The organism is Aeromonas sp. 2MA4 (assembly GCF_029237305.1).
Taxonomy (GTDB): Bacteria; Pseudomonadota; Gammaproteobacteria; order Enterobacterales; family Aeromonadaceae; genus Aeromonas; species Aeromonas salmonicida.
Map to the genome: position 1 here is coordinate 181,144 of NZ_JAACFY010000007.1, position 26,418 is coordinate 207,561.

Sequence of the window (26,418 nt, forward strand, 5' to 3'; positions counted from 1 at the left end):
ACTGCCGATGTTCAACTGTTCAGATGCAGCGCCAGCCAGACTGCCAGCGGGATCACCACCACTGAGAGTGCATTGCCGCCGAGCACTATGCTGGCCACTTTTTCAGGCTGACACTGGTATTGCTCACAGAGCATGTAATTCAACACCGCCGGGGGCAGCGCAACCGACAGCATCAGCAAGGGTAACCACTCCGCCTGCAGCGGCAACAACCAGACCACCAGCCCGAATGACAAGCCACCAGCCAGCAGGTAAAGCAGGTTGCATTTGAGTGCCAGGCCAAGGTGGCCCAGCTCCCCCTCCATCAGCCGAACACCTAAGGCAAACAGCATCAGCGGCACCGAGATCTGGCCTAGCAGAGTCGCGCTGGTCACCAGGTATTCCGGCAACGGTATCTGCAAGTTGGCCACCAGCAAACCGGCGAAGGCCGCCCACAGCACAGGGCTGCGCAGCCAGAGCCAGCGGGAAGTGTTGGCCGAGAGGATAAACATGCCCACAGAGAAGTGGAGCAGGTTGGAGAGCACGAACAATATGATGATGGCGCCGAGCTGCTGCTCGCCAAAGGCCAGCACCATCAAGGGGATACCGAGGTTGCCTGTGTTTCGAAACATGGCGGGCAGGATCAGTGCCGGCCTGCTGATCTCCTTTAACCTGAGCAGGGAGAGCAAGAGTCCGGGCAACAGGATCACCAGTACCCCTGCTGCGATCAGTGGCAGATGGGCCATCAAGGCCAGCGGATATTTGACCAGCGCCGAAAACACCAGCGCCGGTGTGAACAACTCTATATTGGCCCGATTGACGTAACCCAGGGCCCCGCCCGGTCGCAACCGACCATAGAGGGCACCGAGCCCCACCACGGCAAACACCGGTATGACGATATTGAGCAGCGCACTGAACATGGCGGGTCCGTTTACAATTCGCGGGCGGGTGGCCCCATCAGCAGTATGGGGTCCAGCGTCACTTCCAGCTCGCCGTTGCTGACCCAGAGCTGACCGTCGGAGATGGTGCAGGTGAGGTGCATGGTGCGTGCCACCATGGCGGTGAGCGGCAGTGTCTGGGTGTCGGAGAGCTCGATCACTGTGAGGTTGTCGTGCTGGCTGAGCTTGCCCTGATTCTGCTTCCACCAGACGCTGGTGCCACGGCCACCGTAGAGATAGAGCACGACATGACGGGAGCGGTTGCATGCTTTTTTCAGGCGACGCTCGTCCGGCTGACCCAGCTCAATCCAGAGCTCAATCTCATCGGAATAGTTCTTGCGCCACAGCTCGGGCTCGTCATCGGCAGAGAGACCCTTGGTGAACTCCAGACGCTCGGCAGCATGCCAGGCGAAGGCCGCCAGCCGGATCATCATGCGCTCATCGGTCTCTGAGGGATGACGGGCCAGTGTCAGGGAGACGTCCTGATACTGGTGGCGGTCCATGTCGGACAGGCTGAGTTGAGCCTTGAATACGGTTGCCTTGAGAGCCATAGAAAATCTTGGATACCTTGAAGTGGTCAATCCGGACCGGATCAATCCAGAGTGGAAAAACTGCGCGCCAGTGTAATCAAAATCCGCGCCAGGTTCGACCACCTTGGCCATGCATTTGGCCGCTATTCCACGGTTCACTGCCGAAAAAGCGTTAAAAAACAGCCACCGGCCCATGGCATTCGTACAACCTTGCCAGATGGCGGGTTGAGCCATCTGGCAAGGGGGGAAACCCTTGAAAAACAAATGCCAGTCCGAAGACTGGCATTTGGCGGTATGAACGACAGAAGCGGATCACTTCTCGGCGGACTTGACCCCGAAGGCATTGAGCAGCAAGCAGCAGGTCACTGCCACTGCCACAAACCCGCTCAGGAAGATAAAGGGCATGGCCCCGTATCCCAATACAGTCCAGATGGTTTGTTCAAGCAGACTCATTGTGTGTCCTTCATCCAGTGAAATGGGTGTCCCTTTCGTGACGGAGTTATCTCCCCGTTCCTGATAATGCTATTTGAACCCAACAGTTGCCTGAGTCCTATGCCACCAAAGTAATAAATAGGGGGCAAGTTTGCGCTGGATCAATTATTTGGCCCTTGCCCAAGGGAAATATGGTCACAATTCCATCCATTGTCAGCGTGCGCCCCCATCCCAGAGCAGGAAAAGTGGGAAAAAGGGCTCCGGCAGCAGGCGTTCGGATCAAAAACTCGGCCATGAAGGTCACCTTGGATCACTGGATTCACTGCCAGTTTGTACTCCTGAGAGTGGAGGAACGTGCCAGAAATCATCTCGAAAATGGGCCTTTCTCGACAGCAATACACCGACAGAAACCGTGCAGTATTGACCTATTTTACCGCTGACACTCACACTTTTATGTAACAAGAGCTTGGCCCAGACGACAACCTTGTGGCACTCTGGGACGTCAATGGACAGACTCACAGACACCTCGGGTGTCACCACTGCAAAAGGAGCAACACAGATGGCCAAAGCCAGCAAGAAAGATATCAAGAAGAAAATCGCCGCTCGCCTCGAGAAAATTGCCAAGCACGAAGGCAAGATCAAGAAGCTGAAAAAAGCCCTGAAATAAGGGTCGGCATGATAAAAAAACCGCCTGATTGTTATCTGGCGGTTTTTTTATTTCCGCGTCATTGCTGTACCGCACCCGCTGGCCATGCCTGCCAGCAAGGGGAAGTCACCAGTACCTCTTGCTCCAGCCACAAGCGGCTTTCAATCAGATGCATAAATACCGCGGCCAGCACCTGGTCCGGCTGAGCCATCGCAAGACTGCCTCGCCAGGGGGTCTTTCCCCTGCTGCCCTTTTGGCCTTCCAGCCGACGCGTCAGAGGGCGAGCATAGTGGTGGACGTACTCCATCAGATTGCAAGGCAACCAGAGTGACAGGGGACGGTTGACCGCATTGGCCAGTTCGGCGGCAATATCCAGGCCCCGCTGATCCAGATCGCCAAAGTGAGCCCAGGGAATGGTCGAAGGCAGCAACGGGAGCAGTTGCCTTGCCAAAGACGTGTTACGGCCAGGCACATAGATGAGTAACTCCCCGGCTTGCAGCGGGTAATCCACGAAAGCCCCCTTGTTCTCCACTGTCACTATCTGCCGCCCTTGCCACGCTATGCCCTGCAGCCTGGACAAACAGCGCTCCGGCAAGGCCAGCTCCCCCAGAAAGGTCATCAGCGGCGTCATGTCCTGCGGTTGGCCGTGCAGATCAATGAGTGACAGCGGGGTCAGGGTGCGCATGCGGATCACCTCATCCTGCGTCAGCAAAATCTCGATGGGAACCTGGTCGGGAACAGTGTCACTGCGCGGGTGTTTGCTATCCCCGTGCCAGAGGGCATGAAAACTGGCCTGATTGAGGGGGGACGGCAGCGTCAACCCGAGTGCCTGCACGCTGTCACGCTTGTCCGGCTGTTGTGGCGCCACTTGCGCCAGTTGCTTGGTGAGATAGTCAATCCCCGGGTCAGTCAGAAGATAGCGAGCGCTGCGCCCGAGCGGCTTGACGCCGCCGACCGCCAGCAACAGGGCCAGCAACTCCCGGCCATGCTTGCTATCGAACGAACACCCCCTCTCGTTTTGCTTGTCCAGCAAGCGGGCACAAAGATCCTGTACCCGGCTCTCATCAAACAGTGACATCACGGCTCCTTGTTACGGCGTCATATGAGTAATTAGAGGTGATTTCACCGTCCATTACCGTGATCGGTCTCGCGCATGAGCAATGGTCATGCGCAATGCTAGTGGCGCCGTATCGCACACCTGCTTGGGGCAGCACGACAGGCCTGGTCGACCAGAGCCGACCACAGAGTAACTGGCAAACCCGAGGCAAACACGGCAAGCTGGATGTGTCTGTGTTGGCCAGACGCGTGCCTCTGTGGGGATGCGTGCCTTGCTGACACCCTATTCCCGAGGGCAACCCATGAACCAGTCGACAGAAAAACCGCCGGTTTCATCCTGGCATGTGTCGGACATCCGCGAGCTGGCCAGATTGCTCACACAAGCCCTGCCCGCCGCCATACAGATCACGGAAGCTGTCCACCAGGCGGTATTGGGTGGCATGGGCATAAAGGGCAAGGGTGAGGGGAAAACTCGGGGCATCACAGGTTTTGTCTACCGGGGGATCCACAGGGTGGCCGACCAGCTCGGCAGTGGCATCAATGCCGTGCTCGCCCGCGTGCCGGTGCCGCTCGCTCAGGAAGCCATCCCCGAAACCCCCAAACGCGCCGCCCTGCTCGCCACCCTCAACGGCGTGATGGGAGACAAACTGGTCGCCAGCCACAATGCCCTCGCCACCCCCATGACACTGCGCTATCAGGGTGCGCCCCTGAACTGGCACGCCATGCCCCCTGAACTTGCTGGTCAAAGCCGGGTGCTACTCATGGTGCATGGCCTGTGCATGAATGATCTGCAGTGGCAAACCCAAACCAAGGGGAAGGACAAAGAGCAGACGCTCAACCATGGGGAGATACTGGCCAGCACCCTGGGTTATGTGCCCGTCTATCTGCGCTACAACTCAGGGCTGCCGATTTCGCAAAACGGGCGGGAACTGGCGAGCCAGCTGGCGCAGCTGGTGACTCACTGGCCCGGCCACATCAGCGAGATAAGCGTGCTGGCCTACAGCATGGGCGGACTAGTGATCCGCAGCGCCTGTCACTATGCCAGTCAGAGCGAGGCGAGCTGGCCTGGCGTCCTGAAAAACCTGGTGTTTCTGGGGACCCCCCATCATGGGGCCCCCCTTGAACACGCGGGTCACTGGCTGGAACAACTGCTGCCTGCCACCGCCTACACCGAGCCGTTTGTCAGACTGGCACGGCTGCGCAGTGCGGGTATCAAGGATCTGCGCCACGGCACCCTGCTCGACGACCAAGACCATACCCGCGATACAGCGTCAAGGGATCCGCGCCCGCCTTTGCCCCTGCCAGCAGGGGTCGCCTGCTTTGCAATAGTCGCCACGACGGCAGCCAAGCGCAATCTGTTGGCAGATAGATTGATTGGCGATGGCCTGGTCCCCCTGCGCAGTGCCCTTGGGCAGCACAAGGAAGCCCGCCACCAGCTGGCATTTCCGTCATCCCACTGCTGGATTGCCTATCGCACCAGCCATATGGCCCTGCTCGGCAACCCCCAGGTGACTCGTCAACTGCTGCACTGGCTCACGCCTCTTCACCAACAAGCAGAGGATGGCAGCCCGTCAGAGGGGAATGCACAAGCAGTTCCCCTTGCTCAATAAGCTGACATCCAGCCCCCATAATGAAAAATCCGCCAGCTGGCGGATGTTTCATTACGTGTCGGTCACATCAAGCGGGCACGACCGAAGACCCTGATTGAGCTGCCGGGTTCGGCCGGGATCTCGGCGTGCAGGTGTGACGCCATGCCCATATCCTCTCCCTGAAAGAGATCTATGATGCCGCCATGGGGCCAATGGATATCGCGCAGATAACCGGCAAAGGCAGCAGTCGCCGCGCCGGTGGCTGGATCTTCATAGACGCCGCCATAAGCAAAGGGATTACGGGTGTGAAACAGCTGCTCACGGGCGGCATGGGCCAACAGTATGGTCACCAGTCCTTCCCTTCGCATCAAGGTGCGCCCCTGCTCCAGCTCATACTCCATGGCCGCAAGGGCGGCACGGCTGTTCAGGGCCAGTACCAGATGATCGGCGCCGCCATGAATGAGCGCGGGTGGAATACGGGGATCCAGATCCGCGGGCGTGTAACCGAAGAGATCCAGTGCGGCGGCCACCAGTTCGGCCGGGGCCGGTTTGCTGTGAGTCGGCGGCGATTGCAGGGCGGCCTGCCAGTGCCCTTCCCCATCCAGCCAGCCCGATACCTTGATCACCGCCTGATTGAGGTGCAGTCCATACTCCCCTTCCCCAAAGCGCCGCGCCAATGCCACGCCGAGGGCTATGGTGGCATGGCCACAGAATGGCACCTCGGCCTCGGGAGAAAAGTACCGTACCCGCCACTCCCGCAGCTCGGCGGTTGGCTCAACTGCCTGTGCGCCTTGGGGCAAGGGCGTTGACATGGGTGCGGCGAAAGCGGTTTCCGAAAATCCCACTTCGGCGGCAATATGCTGCATCTCGTGTGCGCCGGGCAAACTGGCGCCAATCCAGACACCGGCAGGGTTGCCCCCTTGCAGCCCATCAGAAAAGGCGGCGATACGCACCAACTCGGGCTCCAACGGGAAGGCTAGCTCCTTCATGATCACTCCTTGTTCTCATGCTGCTTGTTTACATAGTGACGACGTCATACTGGCTGCTTTCATGCTGAAAAAGTCAGCACCCATGCTTGACCATTTACGCAGCCCCAAGACAGAGCCTCTTGCAAACCTGACCAACGACCCCATTCACAAGAGAAACACGCCAAGCTTACCCGTTAAATTAAATGGCGGACAGGTGTCGCTTGGGCGCCGCGGATCCGGGTGCTGGCAACTAGCCTTGAGATGCGTGTCTGTATAGGTCGTGCCGTGGAGAACCCTATGTATTCTTACACCCTCACCTTCAAGGAGGAGGTCGACAAGTTGACGGCCCCCGAGCAGGAGATCCACCTGCAGAGCCCTGCCCAGGCGGGGGATTTTATTATCCTCTCCGATGGCAGCCGCCATCAGGTGATGTTTGTCACCCACCGCGCCCACTACAGCAGCCTCTATCTCGATAAAGGAGTGAGGGTGCCGCAAGGCTAGCAGCCCACCTGCCAATCCAAGAAAGCAAAAGAGCGGCTCGTGGCCGCTCTCTAAGCACTCGGGGAATGTGGATTGGCGTCACAACACCTTGATCACCGGCTGGCTCATTATCTCGACGTCGTTTTTATAGACCACCAGCACACCGGTTGGCACACCCCGCTCACCCAACACAGTCACTAGGCACTCGTAGCGGAATGGGCCGCTCTTGAATTGGTAGGTGTGGTTACCCCCTGTCCCTTCAACCCTGACGGTGCCATTTTTCAGTACCAGATCCGGCTTGTCACCGAGCGCCTTGCCCTTGGCCCAGGAGGCGTAGCGATAGTGACCATCGCCCATATCGTCGATGCGAATGGTGAATTTTTCGGTCTGCCACATCAGCTCGGGACTCTGATAATCCCGCAGGCCGGGATAAAGATCACTCTTCTGGCCGGCGATCAGTTCTGCTTCCAGCTTGGCGGCCTGCGCCGTCTGATGATTGATACCGATCACCTTGCCATCGAAATCCATCCAGACTCCGCCACTGCCGAACATGATGCCGCACCAACCCATGGTCTGCCAATCCTGCCCGACTTGGGATATGGCGATACGCTTTAGAATGGCGTCATCAAACACCTCGTCGAAACGGGTCAGCATCTCCGATGGGTTCTTGATGGCGGGCATGGGGTACTCCCGCTTGAAGGGATATTTCATCTGGTTGGCAAGCGACTGATGATCTTTGGCTTCGGCCGCATCGATAAAACGCTGCACAAAGGAGTGATACTCGACAGGCAACGGATCTTCGGCAGCTGATGTGGGGAATGTTGCCCATAAAAGCCCCAAAAAAAGAGTGGCCAACACTCCATTGCGCCTGCCAGTTCGGTTAAATGGCACAGTGTGTATGGAGAGGGTATTCATGGCATTACAGTGTGTCAGTTTCATTCCTCACCCTCTCCCAACAAATAAACCATCAATACGTCCTCATCAGAGAGGACTAGCTTGCAGACTTGATAGACTTTTTCACTTTCTTCAGTGCCATCTGCTGCTTGAGTGGTGAAAGATAATCAATGAACAGATTGCCATCAAGATGATCAATTTCATGTTGCATCACAATTGCCAAAAACTCACTGCTCTCCATAGTGAGTTGATTTCCATGTCGATCCAATGCGGATACAACCACCGAGGAATATCGCTCAACATCAGCATAATAATCCGGGATGGACAAACATCCCTCCTGCCCGAATACCTTGTCAGTACCACTTATCACTTCCGGATTGATCAATATCAGCGGCTGATCTCTGCTCTCTGACAAGTCGATAATAACAATTGCCTCTTTACGGCCAACTTGAGTCGCCGCCAACCCGATACCATTCTCGGTCGTATACAGAGTCTCCAACATGTCATCAATCAGGCTCTGCACGACAGTAATGTCCTCAACCTGTTCAGCTTTAATTCTCAACTTGGGATCGGGTACCGTCAAAATATCCAGAATGGCCATCATCACTCTCCATTAACCATTATTTGCTCATCAATATTCACTAAACAAGGGTCGAGACAAGGAGACAAACTCCTGGTCCCTCTCCACCATCTTGTAACCGAGGCACTCATAAAATCGTAATGCCCCCTGATTTCCTGTAAAACTGGACAAGGTCACCCGGCTTTTCCCCTCACGCTCTGCCTCGCGATGCAACCGTTCCATGACGGCCGAGCCCAACTGCCGACCCTGATACTGTGGAAAGATGATCAGCAGATGGACGTGCAGCGCATTGTCGTATGGCTTGCAGCAGAGTAGACCAACACGCTCACCACCCTGCAGGATCCATGAGAACCATTGCGGCTGGTACACGCGGCTTAGCCGCTCACGCTGAGACTCATCATCCCAGCCAAATACCGACTCAACATAGGGACAGATACCCTGCTTGATGGCAGCGAAAGCCCCTTCAAACTCACTCTTTGGCACATCTGCCAGCTCGATATCCATCTCACTCCCTGCTCAAGCCACATCGATGGCCGGCTGCGTCATTGAGCACATGTCCAGCCATGGCTGTTTTCGCCTCGATAACAAGGCTTAAGCCATAATTAATTCCCATTTGGATATCTTACCAACCAGCAAGCAGATAAAAAGGCTATTGGCCAGAAATAGGAGGAACCGGTGCAATGCAACATCCCTAACGGATGTCGTGAAAATGCAGGCAGATGGGTCATTGAAACCAAGGGATAGCGGGAAAATGTCTGGCTGGGCACTTGGCATATGAGGGGAAATTGGGCCAGCAGCTGGCCCAATACGTTTATGAGTGGCTCACCTCTTCCATAAAAATCAGCCGCAGGGGCTCTGCCAACAATGCATCGGCCTGCTTGGCAAAGGCTTGAAAATAGTCAGTCGCGCAGTGGTCATCCAAGGCGGCCTGACTGACGAAAGCTTCACGCATATAGAAGGTGTCCGGTTCGTCACGCAATTCGAACAGCACATAATCCAGGTTGCCCGGCTCGTGGCGCGTGGGCTCGACCAGCTTGAGCAGTTCATGGCGCAGGCGTTCCTTCATACCAGGTCGTGCTTTGAGCACCGCAATCGACACTATTTTGTCTGACGTTATCTTCATCCATATCTCTCCACTGTCATACCATCAAGACATCAGGATGAGCCAACATCTCTGCATTTACGTTCATGAAAGCTCATCCATCAACATGGCAAGCAGTGTATGCATGGCAGGCTGATGGATATAGATGGGCAGGATGGACAGAGTGTTCCGTCGGATGAACAACGGAGGATCCGGTAGAAGCATGGCCCCCTGCTGTCAGGCATCCCTTGGTTCTGTACGCAAGAGGGGGGGCGTCAGCGCCACTGGGGAAAATAACCTTCAGGACGACAAGATCAACGGGCGGCACTCCATGCACTGGCAACGCACTGGTTGTCCGCCATTAGTCCGCAAACCATTGTTCTACGCTGAGGTAATACGTGGTGAAGCCACGCCCCGACAGGGTCGTCTTCTTCACCCTGGTGGATCGTCTGGCAAGGAACCGGTATGCGGGGCGGGTGTCCAGCAGATGAAAGAGCACTTCCCGATGGCCCATGCTTCGCGCCCATCCCATCATCTCCTTGAAGATGGCAATCTCGACTCCCTCGCCGTCGGGTTGTATTCCGCACCAGCCAACCAGAGCGCCATCGATGACAAGGGCCCGCACGCGGCAACCGGGTAACATGTCTATCCGTATCTTGCCATCCATCCAAACGCGCACACTGGCCGCATCGAAGGGGGGATGATCAATCAGATGTTTTCTCACTGTCTCATCGTTGACCAGAGGCAGAAAATCTTCTGCACTCACGTCACCGAAGGGTTTGAATTCCATGCAACTCATAGTGAATGATGTCCAATATGGTGGGCTCGGCAGTCTGATGACTCTCCCACCGGATATGTATTCCGCTTCTGATAGCGCGAACCGTCTTTATACAAAACAGATCAGGGCCAGGTCGTCATCTGGGCGTTCGATGATATCGGTGGATTTCAAGACAGGCGGCATCGGCCGCGAAACTGCTTTGCAACTGATGAGCCAAGCCGCTGCCGGCCTTGCAACCAATGCATTTCCAACACAGCGCCTCTTGCCCGCTACAACACCTCGACCTTGACCCTGATAAGGCCGGATCTTGTGTTGCCAATGCTGCTGAAGGCAGACCTGGAGAGGTCGATGATCCGCCCGCGTTTAAAAGCACCGCGGTCATTGACCTTGACCACGACGCTCTTGCCGTTGGCGATATTGGTGACCCTGACCAGGGAGCCAAAGGGTAACGTCATATGGGCAGCCGTGTTGAGGTGAGTGCGATAAGGCTCGCCGCTGGCTGTCTTTTTATTGTGGTAGCGGTCAGCGTAATAAGAGGCGAGCCCGGTTTCGGTATAACCGCGCCAGCTGCCGCCGTGGTTGTCGTCATATCGGCTGCTACAGGCTGCCAGCAACAGGCAAAGAGATAACAACAGCCCTTTTTGTATGTATTGCATCTTTCCCTTCATATCCGCCATGCGCTTTATCCTTGATCCCCTTGCCGGTATGGCCGGTCTTGTTGTCGTCACGTAAAACGGCCAGATCGGGATGGCCAGTAAAAGGTTCATAAACTGTCTCGCGGTTCCACCCCCGAGGGCAACGCGGCTACTTTGTCCTATTTTGCAACTAAAACGGGAGGCCAAGCCTCCCGTTCATGTATTTACCCGTCAGCCCTTGTCAGGATGTGCACCAGACGCAGGTCAGGCAATCAGCTTGTCGTCACTAAAGCCAAAACCGCGCAGCCCCACTACATGCACGTGTTCGTGCTTGCCCTGCACCTTGCGGATGAGCTTGTAGGTGGTGCCCTTCTCGGGGCTGATGTTCTCGGGCGCCGCGATAAGCAACTGCATATCCTGCCGCTCGCACAGCTCGAACAGGGTGGCGATGGATTTGCCATCCAGACGGGCCGCTTCGTCGAGGAACAAGAGGCGGCAGGGGGCGATATCCTTGCCGCGCAGACGGCGGGACTCCTCCTCCCAGCTGATCAGCACCATCAGCAAGATGGCCTGACCGGTACCGATTGCCTCACCGGTGGAGAGGGCGCCGCTCTCGGCCCGCAGCCAGCCATCGGCACCGCGCTGCACCTCTATCTCCAGCTCCAGATAGTTGCGATAGTCGAGCAAGACATCGCCCATCACCTGATAGCTGCGATCCCCCTGCTCGGTTTGCGGGTTGAGACGCTGGAACAGCTTGGCCATCGCCTCGGAGAAACTGAGCTCCTTGTCGGCGAACAGATCGTTGTGCATAGCGGTCTGATCGGCGAGCGCGGTCAGCAACCGAGTGTGGGCCTCGCGGATATTGACGTTGAGGCGCACCCCGCGCACCAGACCGAAAGCGATGTTCTGCAAGCCCTGGTTGAGCACCCGGATGCGGTTCTGCTCGCGGCGGATGATGTTGGTGATCTTGGCCGCCACCTCGTGGGAGGAGAGCGACAGGTGGTTCTCACGCTGTTTGAGCTCATCGGCGAGGCGCGCCAGCTCGATCTCCATCTCTTCGATGGCCTCAACCGGATCATCGGAGCGGATGATGTCGTTACGGATGCGATCTTTGAGGTAACGGTAGACCTGCACGTAGAAGGCGACCTTCTGCTCGGTGCTGCGATTGCCTTCCGACAGACGCAGCGCATCGCGCAGGGCCTCGTCATGGGCCACGGCAACCCGCAGGGCGCCGAGGGCCTTGTCAGACATGGAGCGCAGCTCGTCGCTGTCCAAGTAAGCCAGTTCGCGCTTGTTCAGACGCTTCTCGACGTCGGTGTCGCGTGCCAGACGCACCACCCGCGACCAGCTCGCCTTGTGGCTAACCAGTGATTTACGAGCAGTGAAGTAATCTTTGCCCTCCAGCTTGAGACGACCGCCCAAAGATTCAATCTCGCGCTTGGTCACCTGCAACTGTGCCTCGGCGCTGGTGCGACGAGAACGGGTGCGAATGAGCAGCTCTTCGATCTCTTTCTTGTGGGCGCGTGACTTCTCTTCCATGTCCTCCGACAGGGTCAGCCCCATGGCCGCCAGCTCCTGCTCGAACTCGGTCAGGGTCTGGCGCTTGGCCGAGGCGCTGGAATCGAGCGCGGTGCGCAGTTGCAGCGCCTCTGTGTGGCGCTGGGCAATCTGTTTGTGCTGCTCACCGGCGGTGCGGGCCGCCAGCTCGGCAGCCTTGAGCTTCTCTTTGAGTCGCTCGCTCATCTCTGAGGCCTTGCCCAGCAGGTCTTGCGCATCCTGATAGGCAAAGTGCGGCAGGCGGGCTACCAGCTGATCGAGGGCATAGCAACGGCGCTTCTGCTCGGCCAACAGCTCGCTCACCTCATCATATGCAGCCTGCAGGGCAGCGAGATCCTGCGGATCCTGACGCAGCACCTGCACCTGGATTTCGAGCTTCTCGAGCGCCTTGCCGTGTTTGGCGATAAAGGCTTCGGCCTGTTTCAGCGCTTCCACATCGGCGTGAGCCGCCTCGAGACGGGCCGCCAGATCGGCCTCGGCAAATAGATGGGCAAAGGGCAACATCCCCTGCACCAGCTGGATATGTCGGATCAGCTGGGCAACGGCCGCTTTGGCCTCGCTCAGCTGCTTGTCGCACTCGGCTATGGTTCCTTGCAGGGTGCGCAACTCGGCCTGTTTGGTCTGCACCTGATTTTCAGGGTCCGGCAGGAAGGCGATATCCAGATGCTGGCCGATAAAGTCGCGGAAGTGTCCGTAGAGGCGGTGATACTTCTGCTGCTCGAAAGCGGCCTTGGCGTAGCCCTCGATGAGGCCTTCGCGCTCGAGATCGAGCTGCTCGATGCGTTTTTCCCGGGCGGCGCGGCCGAACAGCGGCAGCTCGGGATAGCGGGAGAAGCGCACCTGACGCTTGCTGGTGCGCACCAGCACGGCGTCCCCCAGCTCGTCCGCTTCCACCAGATCCTCGTCAAAGGAGTCGGGGTTGCCCTGAATGAGGTAGATATCCTCCGGGCAATCTTCCAGCTTTTTCAGTCGCTCGATAGCGCCCTCAAGGTCGAGCACCACCAGGGCGCTGCGAGCCGGGCCGTACAGCGCGGAGTAGTAAGGGGCATCGTCGATGGAGATGTCGTCATAGACATCGGAGAGCAGCACGCCCCCCACCTGCTCGGCGATGCGGGCCAGACGCGGATCGGCCTCACCAGCCCCCAGCTGCAGGTTGCGAATTTGCAGCTCCAGCGCCTGTTTCTGCGCCGCGATGCGATTGCTCTCCTGCTCGAACTCCCGCTCCTTGTCGAGCACGGTCTGCATGCCGGCAGAGAGCGCTTCGGCGGTGGCGAGCGGCAATCCACTCTGCTCGCGCAACTGCTCAAGCTTTTCAAAGGATTTGAGCCAGCGCGGAGCCAGCTTGGTCAGCTCGCCGATATCGCGGCCCAGCTGGACGCCCTGATGCTCAAGGCTGGCGCGGCGCTGATTCAGATCGCTCTGCTGATCGCTTAGCTCCTCCTGACGGGTACGCTGGGCCTCAAGAAACAGCTCCAGCTCGTCTTGGCTGGCGATCAGCTGGCCAGAGGCCTGCTGTAGCTCGTCACGCAAGCGGAACAGCGCCTGCTGGCTTTCGCTCTCTTTCTCGAGGCGAGCCAGGGCGGCGCGCAGCCCCTGCCCCTGCGCGATGCGGGCCTTGTCTTCGATATGGCGCTTGAGCAGCCCCTGCGCCGTGGGCCAGGCAGCTTCTCGGGCAGTCTCGGGGGCGATACTCAACAGCAGCGTCAACGCAGCCTGATGCTCGGCCACCGCCGCCTTGGCCAGCGCCAGCTGCTGCTCGGCCCCCAGCACCCGGCTGGTGAGGCTCTGCTCGGCGGCGCGGAACTGATGCAGGGTGTCGCTCGCCTGTTCGGCCGTCAGCCCCGGCAACTCGCACTGCTCGCGGGCATTGTCCAGCGCCTGCACCGCCTGACGGTACTGGATGGCGCGGGTCTGCTGAATATCCAGTGCCTGCTGGTAGTCGGCGAGCTGGGTCTTGAGGCTGTCTACCTCTGCCTGCGCCAGTTCCTTGCGCTCTTCTACTTCCAGCAACTGGCAATGGATCTCTTCCACCACGGCTTGCTGCTGCTCCAGCTTGTCGACGAGCTCCGCCAGATCGGCGCGATACATCTCTATCTTCTTCTGCAGAGCAACCGCAGCCATCACCTTGGCCAGATGCTCGGCAGCAGATTCCAGCTCGTCGGTCAGTAATTTTTCACGGTTGGTGAGCTGATCCACCTCGTCAACCAGATAGATGGCACGCTGCTTCTCTTCAGCCAGCAAGCGGCGTTTGCCCGCCAGCTCCTGCCGCGCCTTGAGGGCCAGCTCGGAGAGACGGTTCTTCTCGGCGGCGTTGCGCACATAGTCCGCCGCCACATAGTGGGTGGTCTCGGTGATCAGGTTCTTGAACAGATCCCGCTGACCTTGCGTCTCTTTAATGGCTTCCAGGGTGCGGCGGTTTTCATAGATGGCCGCCTCCATGTCCTGGAACGCCTTGCGCACGCCAGAGTTCTCCGGCAGCAGGTATTCACGCAAGGAACGGCTGATGGACGAAGAGATACCGCCGTAGAGGGAGGCTTCGATCAGGCGGTAGAACTTGCCGCGATCCTTCTGGTCGCGCAACTTCTTCGGCGTGATGCCGAACTCGAACATGAAGTTGTGATAGTCGGTCACCGTATTGAACTTGGCGACCTTCATGGCCCCCAGCTCGGCGGCCGCCCCTTTCAGATCGGTAAAGGCGCGCACCCGGCCCTTGCCGTCGTCGAGCTTTTCCAGCAGCAGATCGGTGGGTTGCAGTTGCTCGGGCACATCCACCAGCGCGAACGGGGTGATGTTGACCTTGTTGTCACGGTTGGCTACCTGCTCCAGATGGACGCCGACCCAGATCCGCTGTTCGCGGCTGTTCATCACCTCGAGTACCGAATAGCAGTGGCCGCGCTGCAGCTTGCCGTAGAGCCCCTTGTCACGGGAAGCACTGGATGAGCCCGCTTCCGTGGTGTTGCGGAAATGGAGCAGGGATTGATCAGGGATCAGTGCCGCGATAAAGGCCGCCATTGTGGTGGACTTGCCCGCCCCGTTGCCGCCAGAGAGGGTGGTGACCAGCTGGTCGAGATCGAAGGTGCGGGCGAAGAAGCCGTTCCAGTTGACCATGGTCAGGGATTTGAATTTGCCTCTCACGACACACTCTCCATCAAAGCAAAGGGCTCCATCAGGGCCTTGTATTTAACGCTGCAGGTCATCTTCAACCTCCAGTTCAAGCTGTTCTTCATCAAGATCCGCTTCAATATCTTCAAACAGCGAATCGCTGCTCGGCATCTCGTCGTCGTGGAAGATGGCCTCCCCCTCCTGGATCATCCGCAGCTGAACGGCGCGGGGATCTTCATCGGAGCGCACGTCGGCGGCAAAGCGGAACACGGATTCGTTGACCCGAAATTTGTCGCTGTTGCCAAGGGCGGTGATCATGCCAAGACGGCGCAGACGGCGCATGGAGGTGCGAATCTTCTCGAGCAGCTTTTTCTTGTCGAGATCGGTGCCGCCAGAGCGACTGTTGACCATGCGCAGCAGCTGCTTCTCGTCGGCCAGGCTCAACACCTCTTCTTGCAGCTCGCCCATGGCGAACACCCCTTCCGAGGCGAGGCGGTCCGGGCTCAAGTACAGGTAGCAGAGCACCTTGCCCACCAGCATATCGAGCTCGGAGAGCACAGTGGTACCAATGTCGGCGCTGGGGCGCGGGCGCAGATAGAAGAAGCCTTCCGGCGCCTTGATGAGTTCGACCTGATAGCGGCCGTAGAAGACCTCCAGCTCGTTGTGGTACTCCACCAGCGCCGAGTGCTGTTCGAAATCGTCGGCACTGATGTGACGGCCGGAGCGCAAGGCGGTGTCGATGCGCGGAAACAAGGGGTTGGCAATCGCCTCTGCGAGCCGCAGCGGCAAGGGAAACTCAGTATTGATCAATGACATAGGCCTGAACCTTGGATCCAGCTTGGTTAATGGGTTTCCATGCGGGTTGGCGGTGCAGCTCGCGCTCACCGCTGGCATGGCCCAGGCGCACGGCCTGGTCGATCAGAAGACGCGCCACATCGAAATGGGCGTGAGCCGGGTAATCCAGCAGGTATTCCCGCAGCACATCGGCCAAGTCCAGCTGATGGCCCTGCTCGGGATAACGGGCGAGGTAGCGCTCGATGCGCTCAGCCAGTGCCTGATTGATGTCCACCATCTCCATATACTCCATCTCGAGGGGCACCTCGCCGGTCACCTCCTCGTCGTGGATGGCAATGGTTTCATCCCGCAGCTCCAGCAAACGGGGCTCCTCGGCGATGCGCAGCTGCCAGTTGTGCTGCTCGAAATTGCGAATGGAGTCGCGCAGCCGCTGGCTGAAGGCGCGGTTCTTGTCCATGTCGATGGCGTTGCGGATAAATTTGTGGACGTGGCGATCGTAACGGGACCATAGCTCGATGCACTGCTGGCCCCAGCTAGTGATCACATCAAGCCGTCCCTGCAAGGCATGGGTCAGCTCCTCGACGTGAAACAGATCGTCGCGCCCTTGCGCTGCTTCCTGAATGTTGAGCAGCCCCGCCTGCAGGCGGTGGCCGGCAGCGTCCAGGGTATCTTGCAGCTCGCGCAGGGTCTGACCTGTCTCGTGCAGCAGCTTTTCACAGCTGTGAATGGCATCGACCCAGTTCTGGGTCAGCAGGGCCGCTATCTCGCTCTTGACCTGATTTTGCTGCTCATCCATGGCGCGCTGGGTCAAGTCGATACGTCCCAGCGTCTCTTCCAGCGAGAAGGTGAGACGTGGCAGCACTTCGGCATCCCACTGCTCGCGGGTGTTAGTCTCGAGCGCCGCCTTGCGGGCGGTGTCGAGCTCGGCCGCCAGATGTTCGAGCAGGATGGAGAGCTTGATGGAGTCAACCTGACGCTGATCCATAAAGAAGTCGACGATCCCCATCCCCAGCCGCGACAGGCGATAGAGACTCTCCCCCGCCACCATGTCGGTGTTGAAGCGCGACAGCAGCTGCTGGCGAATGAGATCGTTGATGGCGTTGTTGGCACGACCTGTGAGGGTCTCGTCCATCTGGCCAAAGGCGTTGCTGACATAGCCAAAGGCATCGTGCAGCGCCGCTTCTGACAGGTCCGATTCATCTTCGGAGAGTGTCTTGATTGCAATCAGAAAGGCCAGCCGGTCGGTAGGCAAGCTCAGCGCCAACCCCTCCTGCCTGACCCACCCTACTATCTCCGGCACAGAACGCTCGGGCAGGGTACGGGATGTACTCATCATGACGTTGTCATCTCGTTGTTATCCGTGGGACGGTCTCATCATATAAAACTGACCATCTCGTTGTTATTACAAGGCTGCCAGACAGACTGCTTGTCAGCTTGACGGTTTCTGCGCCATCACATGGATATAGCGACCCAAGGAGATAAACGGCTCCTGGCGACAATATTGCTGCTCCATGGCCAGCAGATCATCGAACTTCTCGACCTGATCCTGCTTGTGGCGCATGTAGTCGTGAATGACCCGCACCCCCGTCTTGCCAATGATCTTGAGGCCCCCTCGCCCAATCCAGTCGTAGACCTGTTCAGGCAACTGCGGATTGGTGGGGGTCAGGGCGGTCTGGCGCTTCTTGCGCAGGCCAAGGCGCACATAATCGAAATTGCCCACCACCAGACTCTGAAACAACAGACCATGACGGTTGTAAAAAAGCAGCGACAGTATGCCCCCTGCATTGACGAAAGGGAACAGACCGAGCAGGGTCTGGCGCGGCTCGGCGAGCCACTCCAGCACGGCGTGACAGAGCACCAGATCAAAGGTGCCGGTCACCTGGCTCTTGAGATCCTGAATGGGGCAATGGATGAGACGAATTCTGTCTTCCAGCCCCGTTTCAGCGATCTGGACCCGTGCAAGTTCAAGCATTTCGGCGGAGAGATCGCACAGCTCCACCTGATGACCCATGGCCGCCAGCTTCTGGGCAAAATAGCCAAATCCGCCCCCCGCATCCAGGATGCGCAGGGGCCGGTTGCCAAGGCGAGCCAGGCAGGCTTCAATGTCGCTCCAGACCACAGTGGTGCGAATACGCCCCTTGGTGGAGTCATAAATGTTGCGAGCAAACTTGTCGGCACGCCCGTCAAAACTCTGATCTTGCTTCAAGACTCACTCAACTTTTGGCCGCAGCATTGGGCCTGACGAAAAAAGAGGGGTATTCTGTCACATCCCGAATTTGCTGAAAACTCAAGGACGACATCCCAGTGTTTGAGCTCAACCTGTTTGCCGCCAACTTGTTTGTTATCAAGAAATGGCTGGGTCAATTGCTGATGCCACTGCCCTTTTCCCTCTCCTTATTGCTGCTGGCGCTTTTGCTGCTCTGGTTCACCCGCTTTCAGAAAGCCGGCAAGCTGCTGGCGACCCTCTCCTTGCTGGTCGTCGCCCTGATGGGCATGCGACCGATAAGCTACGAGCTGGCCCGCCCGCTGGAGCAGACCTTTCCGCCCTTCGAGATAAACCAGCACCCGGATATAGCGGCCATAGTAGTGCTGGGCAACGGCCATGTGAGCGATCCGGCGATCCCTGAGCGCGCCTGGCAGAACAATATCGCCCTCGCAAGAACTCTGGAAGGCGTACGCCTCGCCCAGGCTTACCCCCAGGCCACACTGGTCTTCTCCGGCTATGTATCGGGGGATCCCCTCTCCAACGCCGAGGTCAATGCCCGCATGGCGGCCAGCCTGGGGATAGAGAGATCCCGAATGACGTTGTTTGAAAACAACAAAGACACCCATGACGAGGCCATCAGCATCAGCCGTTATCTCAAGGGCAAGCGGGTGGCGCTGGTCAGTTCGGCCACCCACCTGCCGCGAGCCATGGCGCTCTATCAGGGACAGGGACTCGATGCAGTGCCGGCCCCCACCGACTACACAGCCAAGCAGAGTCAGGTGGCGCAACCCCTCTACAGCTACCTGCCGAAGGGACGTTATCTGATGTATTCCGAGGCTGCCATTCACGAATGGATTGGGGTATGGTGGGCCCGTTTGCGAGGGCAGGTTAACGATTGAGCAATCGAGCCTTTCATTCCTGATTTGGATCAGGAAAGCGAAAAAAAATTACGTCATTTGCCGCCGGGTCAGCTATCTTGGGCTCGGTTCAATTCATATAATGTCGCGCAATCAAATGCCTAGGAGAGTTACAAGATGAGACAGCACCTGGTAATGGGTAACTGGAAACTGAACGGCACCAAAGCTTCTGTAGAAGCTCTGATCAAAGGACTGACCCCGGCTGCTGCCGCTCATCCTTCCGTGCAAGTCGCCGTCTGCCCGCCGGTTATCTTTTTGGGTCTGGTTGAGCAGCTGACCGCAGGCAGCAAGATTGCCTACGGTGCCCAGAATGCCGACGTTCACGAGTCCGGCGCCTTCACCGGCGAGAACGCCCCCTCCATGCTCAAAGCCTTCGGTTGCACCTACTCCCTGGTCGGTCACAGCGAGCGCCGTACCCTGCACGCAGAGAACGACGACGTGGTAGCCGCCAAGTACGAAGCCATCCAGAAAGCGGGCCTGATCCCCGTATTGTGCATCGGTGAGACCCTGGAGCAGTTCGAAGCCGGCGTGACCAAGACAGTGGTTGAGACCCAGCTGAAAGCCGTCATCGACCGTTGCGGCATCGCCTCCTTCAGCAACGCCGTGGTTGCCTATGAGCCGGTATGGGCTATCGGTACCGGCAAGACTGCTACCCCGGAAATCGCTCAATCCGTTCACGCTCACATCCGTCAGTACCTGGCCGGTTTTGATGGCGCCGTGGCTGCCAAAGTACAGATCCTGTACGGCGGTTCCGTCACTGGTGCAACCGCTGCCGACCTGTTCGGTCAGCCGGACATCGACGGTGGCCTGGTGGGTGGTGCGTCCCTGAAAGTGGACGACTTCTCCCAGATCATCGCTGGCGCTGCCAAGTAATTTCGCATTACTGACAAAGAGAGGGGTGTGTCCCCTCTCTTGTATCGCTTTTCCTATGGCGGCCCCCGCATCCCATACGAAAGCCGATATAGTAAAAGTGGCTTGTCTATTTCCAAACATTCGTATTTGACAACTCAGATCCAGAGGCACTCATGACCAAACAACTCAAACGTATTGGTGTTTTGACCAGTGGTGGTGACGCACCGGGTATGAACGCAGCCATTCGCGCCGTGGTGCGCGCCGGTCTGCATCATGGCCTGGAAGTTTATGGCATCTATGATGGCTACCTCGGTCTGCATCAGGACAGGATCGTCAAGCTGGAGCGCCACAGCGTCTCCGACGTGGTGAACCGTGGCGGTACCTTCCTGGGTTCTGCCCGTTTCCCCGCCTTCAAAGATCCGGCCGTGCGTGCCGAAGCGATCGAAAACCTGAAAAAACACGGCATTGATGCCCTGGTGGTGATTGGCGGTGACGGCTCCTACATGGGTGCCAAGAAGCTGACCGAAGAGGGTTTCCCCTGCATCGGCCTGCCGGGCACCATCGACAACGACATCGCCGGTACCGACTTCACCATCGGCTTTGATACCGCCCTGAACGTGGTGGTTGACGCCATCGACCGTCTGCGCGACACCTGCAGCTCCCACCACCGTATTTCAGTGGTCGAGATCATGGGTCGCCACTGCGGCGATCTGGCCATGTCTGCCGCCGTTGCTGGCGGTGCCGAGTACGTGATAGTACCGGAAGTGGCCTTTGACAAAGAGAAGCTGCTGCAGCAGATCAAGGAAGGCGAAGCAAAAGGTAAACGTCACGCCATCATCACCATCTGTGAACACGTCACCGACGTGAATGCGTTGGCCAAGGACATCGAAGCCATGACTGGCCGCGAAACCCGCGCCACCATACTGGGTCACATCCAGCGTGGTGGCTCGCCGACTGCGCGCGATCGCATCATGTCGAGCCGCATGGGTGCCTTCGCCGTCGAACAGCTGCTGGCAGGCCAGGGTGGTCGCTGCGTCGGTATCCAGGGCAACGAGATGGTGCACCACGACATCATCGACTGCATCGAGAACCTGAAGCGCCCGTTCAATCAGGAGCTGTACGATCTCTCCACCACCCTGTTCTAAGCCGCATGGCTTGCATCAGGTTGTTGTGACAAAACCCTCCGCTGGAGGGTTTTTTAATCCGCCTTGTTTACCGCAGCGTCAGCAGTAAACAGCGGCATTGCATGCCAGGCTTTACTGGCACTCCGCTTTACTCTTCATCTCACTCTTCTCGTTCGCTCGCACCACTCACACAAGACTGATTGGCTCACTCGGCCACTCAAGACCGTCACCAGGATCCGCTGACTTGCTGTGCGAAGCCAGGGGTTAGCAAGCCTTCCGCTGTCGGTGCCCATACTGGGTGATTGGGAAGTGCCTCAGTGTCCCCCTGCAACGCCAACCAGTGTCACCACTCGCCCCGCCCTTCGCCCATATTTTTCAGGCTCTTTCCTCCTATTCACCCCCATCACACTCTCAAGCTGTCGTGAAAACGCCACAAACCGCTCGGAAGAAGAAGCCGATGACAGCGCAGTGACTGTGCAGCGAGTTACTGATCAACGGCCAATAGGCACCTGCCAACGTCAAAAATACCGACCCGCAATGTCACTCAGCCCGCATCCACAGGTGCATGGCATCGGGAAAATGTGAAATCCCTTCCCGCTGGCCCCGGCGGCTCTTTATCCCAGTAAAAGCCCACCTTTTTCACCCTTTTTATCCCTCTGACTGAAAAACAAGAAGAGTGACAATCCCCTGCAAGTGAGGCCACCCATGGCCTGTCTGCTTTCACTGAACCAAAAATTGGATATCAACACCCTATCTTACCCTGAGACCACCAACCCTGCTTGTGGCGACATTTTCAGGCGCAGCAGGAGGCCACTTTTGCTCATAAAACTGGTAAAATCCAATAAAGCTCCATATAAAACCCATCATAAACATCACAACGCAAGAACATAACCATTTGAATTTATATATAAAAATAGAAAATTAGCAAGTCACCCACCATAGAAATGAACGGAGTGGTGATAAAACACCCTCAAGAATACAAAAATAAGGCTTAGCGACCATCAGTGTGACAATAAGCCATATAATTACATTTTGCCGTTGTGTTACTGCACAGTTATGGTATCTTGGTCCCATCAAGAGTCAGCCAAGGGAGACAAAATATGAAAGAGTTTGTTGTTACTGCCGTTTTTACCGTGTTTTTCACTCTGGTTGCCGTCTCTCTGCCGTCCCTGTCACAGCTCTGAGCCGGTTAATTATCCAGAATCCTGTATCACTGAATGACAACCATCGCTTTGGCGCTGACTATTCCACCGCTTTCTGTCTTTTTTGACTGCCTCACTCGAGATGATGCCTGAAACGGAATTTAGAACGGGTTGATGCACACTAAACAAGCTGGACGTCACCGCCATCACCAACAAGGGGAGCCTCATCGCTCCCCTTGTTGCATTTTGTCAGCGGGATTTACTCTTGCTCCCCTGCCCGTCACAATATCCGCTGAACTCGCCACGCAGGAATTACCATGACACAAGATGCTCTTCGCCATTGGCGTCGTGATCTTCATCGTCTGCCCGAAGCGGCCTGGTGTGAATTTCGCACCAGCTCCCTCATTGCTCACCACCTCTCAAAACTCGGATTTGAAGTCATGCTGGGGGACAAGCTGCTGGCCAGCAACCTCATCATGGGACGGGAGGTAGACGTACAAGCCCAGAAGGAGCGCGCCCTGCGTCAGGGGGCACATCCTGACTGGCTGGCGCGCATTGAAGAGATAACGGGTGTGATGGGAGTATGGGACAGCGGTCGTCCCGGCCCGACCCTGGCCTTTCGCTTCGATATCGATGCGGTGGAAGTGGACGAGAGCCAGGATGAGCTGCATCCCCCCAGCCAGGAGGGGTGGCAGTCTCGCAACGCCGGCTGGATGCACGCCTGTGCCCACGACGGCCACACCGCCATCGGTTTGGTGCTGGCCGAGCGGATAGCAGCCCTGGCAGAGCGACTCAGCGGCCGCATCAAGCTGTTCTTCCAGCCCGCCGAAGAGGGGTGCCGTGGAGGCAAGGCACTGGCAGCCGGTGGTCAGCTCGACGATGTGGATGCCCTGCTGGCGCTGCACATCGGCATTCATGCGGCCAGTGGCGAGCTGGTGGTCAATCCCACCGAGTTTCTCTGCTCAACCAAATTCGATGTGGAGTTTATGGGGCGCGCCGCCCATGCGGGTCTTGAGCCCAACGCGGGCAGCAACGCGCTGGCGGCAGCCTGCACGGCGACCACAGCCATGCTCGGCATTGCCCGACATCGCGATGGCATGACCCGCATCAACGTGGGCCAGCTCAGCGGTGGCAGCGGTCGCAACGTGATCCCGGGCCATGCCCGCCTGCTGGGAGAGACCCGTGGTGCCACCCCGGCGCTCAACGACTACATGTTCGGTCAGGTGCAGCAGATAGTGGAAGGGGCAGCCATGATGCAAGGGGCCACCTACCTCATTCGCAAGCAGGGAGAAGCCATCGGCATCGAGAACAGCCCGGCCCTGCTCGAAGAGATAGTGCCGCTTGCTCAGGCGCTCAAACTTGAGACCATCCACACCCGCCGCTTTGGCGCCAGCGAGGATGCGGGCTTTCTCATCGAGCGGGTGCAGCGTAACGGTGGCGAAGCCGCCTACCTGATCCTGGGAGCCAATCTGGCGGCGCCTCACCACCATCCGGAGTTCGACTTCGACGAAGCCGTGCTGGAACACGGGGTAGCCCTGCTCGAATCCTGGCTGCTCAGCCGCCTCGGTACCTGATCCCCTCAATATCACAAAAGGCAGCCTTGATGGCTGCCTTTTGTGTGTCTGGTGATCCGCTTGCTGCCCTGGTGCTTACTGCCCCAGCACTATGGTGGAGAGATGGGCGAAGTGGTGGATCTCGTGGGTCGCCTCGCACGAGGTGTCGTGACGTGCCGGATTGTACCAGCAGGTGGCCAGCCCCTGGGCCGCCGCACCGGCGATGTCGGTCTTGGGGTTGTCCCCCACCATCAACACCCGCGCCGGGCTCGGCTGCCCCATCAAGGCAAGGGTATGCTGGAAAATGGCGGCGGCCGGCTTGGTCACCTGCACTTCGTCAGAAATGACCAGCGGCTCGAACCACTCGCTCCAACCCAGTTTGCTGAGGCGGCCACGCTGCGGCAGGCTGAAGCCGTTGGTAATGATCCCCATCCTAACCTGGCCCTTGAGGGCCTCCAGTGTCTCGACGACCCCTTCAAGGGGCACGCTCAGGGCAATGATCTGCTGCAAGAAGGTGTCGTTCATCGCCATGGGCGCCACGTCCACCTGCTCGGCGAACAGGGAGAAACGGGTCTGCTGCAGGTGCGCTGCATCAATTTCGCCCGAATTGTACTGTTGCCACAGCCGGTGGTTGAGCGCGTGATACTCCGCCATCTTGGGGGGAGTGGGCGCCACACCGTAGATCTGCAGGGTCTGCTCCAGGGCCTGGGCGACCGGGAAATCGAGCAGTGTTTCGTCCAGATCGAACAACACCCAGTCATAACTTGGTACTTTCACGTTATTCCTTAATTTTCTTGTTCATCGAGTTCATGGCGGCGGCCCAACGGGCTGCCCAACAAGTCCAGCGTCAACCGGACCCCGAATCCGGTCACTTCGCTGCTGACCACGCCATTGCCCCCCTTGCTGCGAAAACCGCTCAAATCGAGGTGCAACCAGGGGGTCTGCTGGGGCACAAAGCGGTTGAGAAAACGGGCGGCATCGATGTGATCCGGCGACGCGCCCGGCGCACATTGTAGCAGATCGGCCCACTCGCTATCGAGGTTGTCGTCGTAGTCCTCATCAAGCGGGAAGGGCCAGATCCGCTCGCCGCTGCGCTGGCCAAGACTTATCAAGTCACAGAGCCACTGGGGCCGGTTGGTAAAGGCACCGCTGTAGCGGCTGCCCAGCGCCCGTTTGCAGGCACCGGTCAGAGTGGCGTAATCGATCAGCAGATCCGGATTGTCCTGTACCGCCATGCAGAGGGTATCCGCCAGCACCATGCGCCCTTCGGCATCGGTATCCACCACCTCTATGGTGGTGCCGTTGAGCGCGGTTACCACCTCCCCCGGCCGGTAAGCCAGCGGGCCTATGTGGTTCTCTGCGATGGCGAGCCAGCAGTGCACCTCATAGGGCAGACTGGCCCGGCTGATCGCATAGAGAGCACCCAGCGCCACGGCACTGCCGCCCATGTCCAGGTGCATGCCATACATGCTGCCGGCGACCTTGAGGTTGTAGCCACCCGAGTCGTGGCAGATCCCTTTGCCCACCAGTGCCACCCGGCGCACAGGATTGGGCGGGCAATAGCTGAGCTTGACCATGGCGGCCTGGTTGTCTTCAGAACCTCTCGCCACTGCGATGAAGGCGCCAGCGCCACGCTCGGCCAGCTGGGCCTGATCGTACTCGAACCACTGCCACCCTTCGACCTGAGCCAACTGGCGTACCCACTCCCGATAGCTGCGCGCGGTGAGATCGGAGGCTGGCGACACCGCCAGATGCCGAGCCATGCCGTTACCTTCGGCTTCGGCGTAGATCCGCGCCAGATCCAGCACACAGCGCGGTGACACCGCAATCTGCTGATAGCGCCACTCGTCCTCGACACAGTGCTTGTGACTGGGCATGGGTACGTTTGCCGCCAGCAGACAAGCCAGTGCCAGCTCGGCCAGCAGCGCCCTGTCCCCTTCGTCAAACCCTTCAAGGTGCACCCCCATCCGCTCGATCTTGAGGCCCGCCAAGGGGACTACCCAGGATCTGGCCTGCTTGTAGAGGGCGTGATCACGTACAGGATGGCTGCCCATGAAGACCACCAGTTGCAGGCTGTTATGCTGCACCAGGCTGTAGGGAGCCTTCTGGCCCAGCGCTATCTGGGTCGCCACGGGGGCGAATTCGGGCATGGCAAGGACAGGATCACGCAACTCTTCCGCGATCAGCAACAAGTTGGCCGAGAGCCCGTTGGTCATGGCCTGACTCAGGGTGGCATCATGAATATCGATTTGAGGGGGGAGATAAGTGAAATTTTGCATCATTGGGCAAGGCCCTCATCCATGAAGAGATATCACTGATGATACCCAACAAAACGCGAAGACGACCAGATTTACACTTGAAAATCAATATCAAGCGTCATGATGCACTGATGTGACGAACGGCTGGACACACAGGGAACTATAAGGAGGGGGTAATACAGAAAGAGGGAAATAACGGAAGGTTGGTTGCGGGGGCCAGATTTGAACTGACGACCTTCGGGTTATGAGCCCGACGAGCTACCGAGCTGCTCCACCCCGCGTCCGAATTGTACTGCCTTTATCACCGCGTACTACCGAGCAGAAGTAGT

Annotated in this window: 23 protein-coding genes and 1 tRNA gene; 6 read left to right on the forward strand and 18 right to left on the reverse strand. The window is 58.2% G+C overall.

Features of this window, described 5'->3' with window-relative positions:
- Positions 1-11: 11 nt before the first annotated feature.
- From GWQ31_RS09895 to GWQ31_RS09910, 4 genes are all read right to left on the reverse strand, one after another.
- The gene (locus GWQ31_RS09895; protein ID WP_021139313.1) at positions 12-896 is read right to left on the reverse strand and encodes an AEC family transporter; all 885 of its coding nucleotides are present in this window, start codon (positions 894-896) and stop codon (positions 12-14) included.
- 11 nt (positions 897-907) lie between these two features.
- Positions 908-1,465 (reverse strand): YaeQ family protein, encoded by a 558-nt coding sequence (locus GWQ31_RS09900; protein ID WP_005311179.1) that lies wholly within the window; start codon positions 1,463-1,465, stop codon positions 908-910.
- Between the two features lie 291 nt (positions 1,466-1,756).
- Complete coding sequence (locus GWQ31_RS09905) at positions 1,757-1,897, reverse strand: TIGR02808 family protein (protein ID WP_005301193.1); 141 nt, start codon at positions 1,895-1,897, stop codon at positions 1,757-1,759.
- 704 nt (positions 1,898-2,601) lie between these two features.
- On the reverse strand, positions 2,602-3,600 hold the full coding sequence (locus GWQ31_RS09910) for a Wadjet anti-phage system protein JetD domain-containing protein (protein WP_275909249.1): 999 nt from the start codon (positions 3,598-3,600) through the stop codon (positions 2,602-2,604).
- 280 nt (positions 3,601-3,880) lie between these two features.
- On the opposite strand from GWQ31_RS09910, the gene GWQ31_RS09915 reads away from it, so the two are divergent.
- A complete protein-coding gene (locus tag GWQ31_RS09915; protein ID WP_275909250.1) occupies positions 3,881-5,188 on the forward strand; it encodes an alpha/beta hydrolase in 1,308 nt (435 codons plus the stop codon).
- A gap of 62 nt (positions 5,189-5,250) precedes the next feature.
- Here the strand turns inward: GWQ31_RS09915 and GWQ31_RS09920 are convergent, their stop codons facing one another.
- Positions 5,251-6,156, reverse strand: a complete 906-nt coding sequence (locus GWQ31_RS09920; RefSeq protein ID WP_275909251.1) for a PhzF family phenazine biosynthesis protein — start codon at positions 6,154-6,156, stop codon at positions 5,251-5,253.
- Between the two features lie 276 nt (positions 6,157-6,432).
- Here GWQ31_RS09920 and GWQ31_RS09925 point away from each other — a divergent pair, with 276 nt between their 5' ends.
- A complete protein-coding gene (locus tag GWQ31_RS09925) occupies positions 6,433-6,636 on the forward strand; it encodes a hypothetical protein (protein ID WP_096119559.1) in 204 nt (67 codons plus the stop codon).
- Between the two features lie 78 nt (positions 6,637-6,714).
- On the opposite strand, the gene GWQ31_RS09930 is transcribed toward GWQ31_RS09925, so the two are convergent.
- From GWQ31_RS09930 to cmoM, 10 genes are all read right to left on the reverse strand, one after another.
- A complete protein-coding gene (locus tag GWQ31_RS09930; protein WP_275909252.1) occupies positions 6,715-7,554 on the reverse strand; it encodes a hypothetical protein in 840 nt (279 codons plus the stop codon).
- Positions 7,555-7,606: 52 nt separating this feature from the next.
- Complete coding sequence (gene def, locus GWQ31_RS09935) at positions 7,607-8,110, reverse strand: peptide deformylase (RefSeq protein WP_275909253.1); 504 nt, start codon at positions 8,108-8,110, stop codon at positions 7,607-7,609.
- Between the two features lie 30 nt (positions 8,111-8,140).
- Entirely contained in the window at positions 8,141-8,593 is a 453-nt protein-coding gene (locus GWQ31_RS09940; RefSeq protein WP_275909254.1) for a GNAT family N-acetyltransferase, read from the reverse strand.
- A gap of 307 nt (positions 8,594-8,900) precedes the next feature.
- Positions 8,901-9,212, reverse strand: a complete 312-nt coding sequence (locus GWQ31_RS09945; RefSeq protein ID WP_219598933.1) for a putative quinol monooxygenase — start codon at positions 9,210-9,212, stop codon at positions 8,901-8,903.
- A gap of 319 nt (positions 9,213-9,531) precedes the next feature.
- On the reverse strand, positions 9,532-9,960 hold the full coding sequence (locus tag GWQ31_RS09950) for an N-acetyltransferase (RefSeq protein ID WP_275909255.1): 429 nt from the start codon (positions 9,958-9,960) through the stop codon (positions 9,532-9,534).
- 257 nt (positions 9,961-10,217) lie between these two features.
- Entirely contained in the window at positions 10,218-10,604 is a 387-nt protein-coding gene (locus tag GWQ31_RS09955) for a septal ring lytic transglycosylase RlpA family protein (RefSeq protein ID WP_275909256.1), read from the reverse strand.
- Between the two features lie 243 nt (positions 10,605-10,847).
- On the reverse strand, positions 10,848-15,275 hold the full coding sequence (gene mukB, locus GWQ31_RS09960) for a chromosome partition protein MukB (RefSeq protein WP_275909257.1): 4,428 nt from the start codon (positions 15,273-15,275) through the stop codon (positions 10,848-10,850).
- A 45-nt stretch (positions 15,276-15,320) separates the two neighbouring features.
- Complete coding sequence (gene mukE, locus GWQ31_RS09965; RefSeq protein WP_275909258.1) at positions 15,321-16,058, reverse strand: chromosome partition protein MukE; 738 nt, start codon at positions 16,056-16,058, stop codon at positions 15,321-15,323.
- A complete protein-coding gene (gene mukF / locus GWQ31_RS09970) occupies positions 16,039-17,373 on the reverse strand; it encodes a chromosome partition protein MukF (protein WP_059111978.1) in 1,335 nt (444 codons plus the stop codon). Before mukF ends, mukE begins: the two co-directional genes overlap by 20 nt.
- 93 nt (positions 17,374-17,466) lie before the next feature.
- Positions 17,467-18,243 (reverse strand): tRNA uridine 5-oxyacetic acid(34) methyltransferase CmoM, encoded by a 777-nt coding sequence (gene cmoM / locus GWQ31_RS09975; RefSeq protein ID WP_275909259.1) that lies wholly within the window; start codon positions 18,241-18,243, stop codon positions 17,467-17,469.
- Positions 18,244-18,371: 128 nt separating this feature from the next.
- Here cmoM and elyC point away from each other — a divergent pair, with 128 nt between their 5' ends.
- From elyC to GWQ31_RS09995, 4 genes are all read left to right on the forward strand, one after another.
- Positions 18,372-19,142, forward strand: a complete 771-nt coding sequence (gene elyC / locus GWQ31_RS09980) for an envelope biogenesis factor ElyC (protein WP_275909263.1) — start codon at positions 18,372-18,374, stop codon at positions 19,140-19,142.
- 135 nt (positions 19,143-19,277) lie between these two features.
- On the forward strand, positions 19,278-20,033 hold the full coding sequence (tpiA, locus tag GWQ31_RS09985) for a triose-phosphate isomerase (protein WP_005311133.1): 756 nt from the start codon (positions 19,278-19,280) through the stop codon (positions 20,031-20,033).
- A gap of 152 nt (positions 20,034-20,185) precedes the next feature.
- Positions 20,186-21,157 carry a 6-phosphofructokinase gene (gene pfkA / locus GWQ31_RS09990; protein ID WP_265462992.1) on the forward strand — a complete coding sequence of 324 codons (972 nt, stop codon included), beginning with the start codon at positions 20,186-20,188 and terminating at the stop codon, positions 21,155-21,157.
- Between the two features lie 1,438 nt (positions 21,158-22,595).
- Positions 22,596-23,852 carry an amidohydrolase gene (locus GWQ31_RS09995; RefSeq protein WP_275909260.1) on the forward strand — a complete coding sequence of 419 codons (1,257 nt, stop codon included), beginning with the start codon at positions 22,596-22,598 and terminating at the stop codon, positions 23,850-23,852.
- A gap of 75 nt (positions 23,853-23,927) precedes the next feature.
- Here the strand turns inward: GWQ31_RS09995 and yjjG are convergent, their stop codons facing one another.
- From yjjG to GWQ31_RS10010, 3 genes are all read right to left on the reverse strand, one after another.
- Positions 23,928-24,608, reverse strand: a complete 681-nt coding sequence (gene yjjG, locus GWQ31_RS10000) for a pyrimidine 5'-nucleotidase (RefSeq protein ID WP_265422061.1) — start codon at positions 24,606-24,608, stop codon at positions 23,928-23,930.
- A gap of 8 nt (positions 24,609-24,616) precedes the next feature.
- Positions 24,617-26,113, reverse strand: coding sequence for a leucyl aminopeptidase family protein (locus GWQ31_RS10005; RefSeq protein WP_005311105.1), 1,497 nt, complete (start codon positions 26,111-26,113; stop codon positions 24,617-24,619).
- Positions 26,114-26,293: 180 nt separating this feature from the next.
- Positions 26,294-26,370 (reverse strand) — tRNA-Met (locus tag GWQ31_RS10010).
- Positions 26,371-26,418: the final 48 nt, after the last annotated feature.

Bases quoted from the DNA above. Each gene is read 5' to 3' on its own strand.
- GWQ31_RS09895 (WP_021139313.1), bottom strand. From the start codon at position 896: ATGTTCAGTGCGCTGCTCAATATCGTCATACCGGTGTTTGCCGTGGTG.
- GWQ31_RS09900 (WP_005311179.1), bottom strand. From the start codon at position 1,465: ATGGCTCTCAAGGCAACCGTATTCAAGGCTCAACTCAGCCTGTCCGAC.
- GWQ31_RS09905 (WP_005301193.1), bottom strand. From the start codon at position 1,897: ATGAGTCTGCTTGAACAAACCATCTGGACTGTATTGGGATACGGGGCC.
- GWQ31_RS09910 (WP_275909249.1), bottom strand. From the start codon at position 3,600: ATGTCACTGTTTGATGAGAGCCGGGTACAGGATCTTTGTGCCCGCTTG.
- GWQ31_RS09915 (WP_275909250.1), top strand. From the start codon at position 3,881: ATGAACCAGTCGACAGAAAAACCGCCGGTTTCATCCTGGCATGTGTCG.
- GWQ31_RS09920 (WP_275909251.1), bottom strand. From the start codon at position 6,156: ATGAAGGAGCTAGCCTTCCCGTTGGAGCCCGAGTTGGTGCGTATCGCC.
- GWQ31_RS09925 (WP_096119559.1), top strand. From the start codon at position 6,433: ATGTATTCTTACACCCTCACCTTCAAGGAGGAGGTCGACAAGTTGACG.
- GWQ31_RS09930 (WP_275909252.1), bottom strand. From the start codon at position 7,554: ATGAAACTGACACACTGTAATGCCATGAATACCCTCTCCATACACACT.
- def (WP_275909253.1), bottom strand. From the start codon at position 8,110: ATGGCCATTCTGGATATTTTGACGGTACCCGATCCCAAGTTGAGAATT.
- GWQ31_RS09940 (WP_275909254.1), bottom strand. From the start codon at position 8,593: ATGGATATCGAGCTGGCAGATGTGCCAAAGAGTGAGTTTGAAGGGGCT.
- GWQ31_RS09945 (WP_219598933.1), bottom strand. From the start codon at position 9,212: ATGAAGATAACGTCAGACAAAATAGTGTCGATTGCGGTGCTCAAAGCA.
- GWQ31_RS09950 (WP_275909255.1), bottom strand. From the start codon at position 9,960: ATGGAATTCAAACCCTTCGGTGACGTGAGTGCAGAAGATTTTCTGCCT.
- GWQ31_RS09955 (WP_275909256.1), bottom strand. From the start codon at position 10,604: ATGCAATACATACAAAAAGGGCTGTTGTTATCTCTTTGCCTGTTGCTG.
- mukE (WP_275909258.1), bottom strand. From the start codon at position 16,058: ATGTCATTGATCAATACTGAGTTTCCCTTGCCGCTGCGGCTCGCAGAG.
- mukF (WP_059111978.1), bottom strand. From the start codon at position 17,373: ATGATGAGTACATCCCGTACCCTGCCCGAGCGTTCTGTGCCGGAGATA.
- tpiA (WP_005311133.1), top strand. From the start codon at position 19,278: ATGAGACAGCACCTGGTAATGGGTAACTGGAAACTGAACGGCACCAAA.
- pfkA (WP_265462992.1), top strand. From the start codon at position 20,186: ATGACCAAACAACTCAAACGTATTGGTGTTTTGACCAGTGGTGGTGAC.
- GWQ31_RS09995 (WP_275909260.1), top strand. From the start codon at position 22,596: ATGACACAAGATGCTCTTCGCCATTGGCGTCGTGATCTTCATCGTCTG.
- GWQ31_RS10005 (WP_005311105.1), bottom strand. From the start codon at position 26,113: ATGATGCAAAATTTCACTTATCTCCCCCCTCAAATCGATATTCATGAT.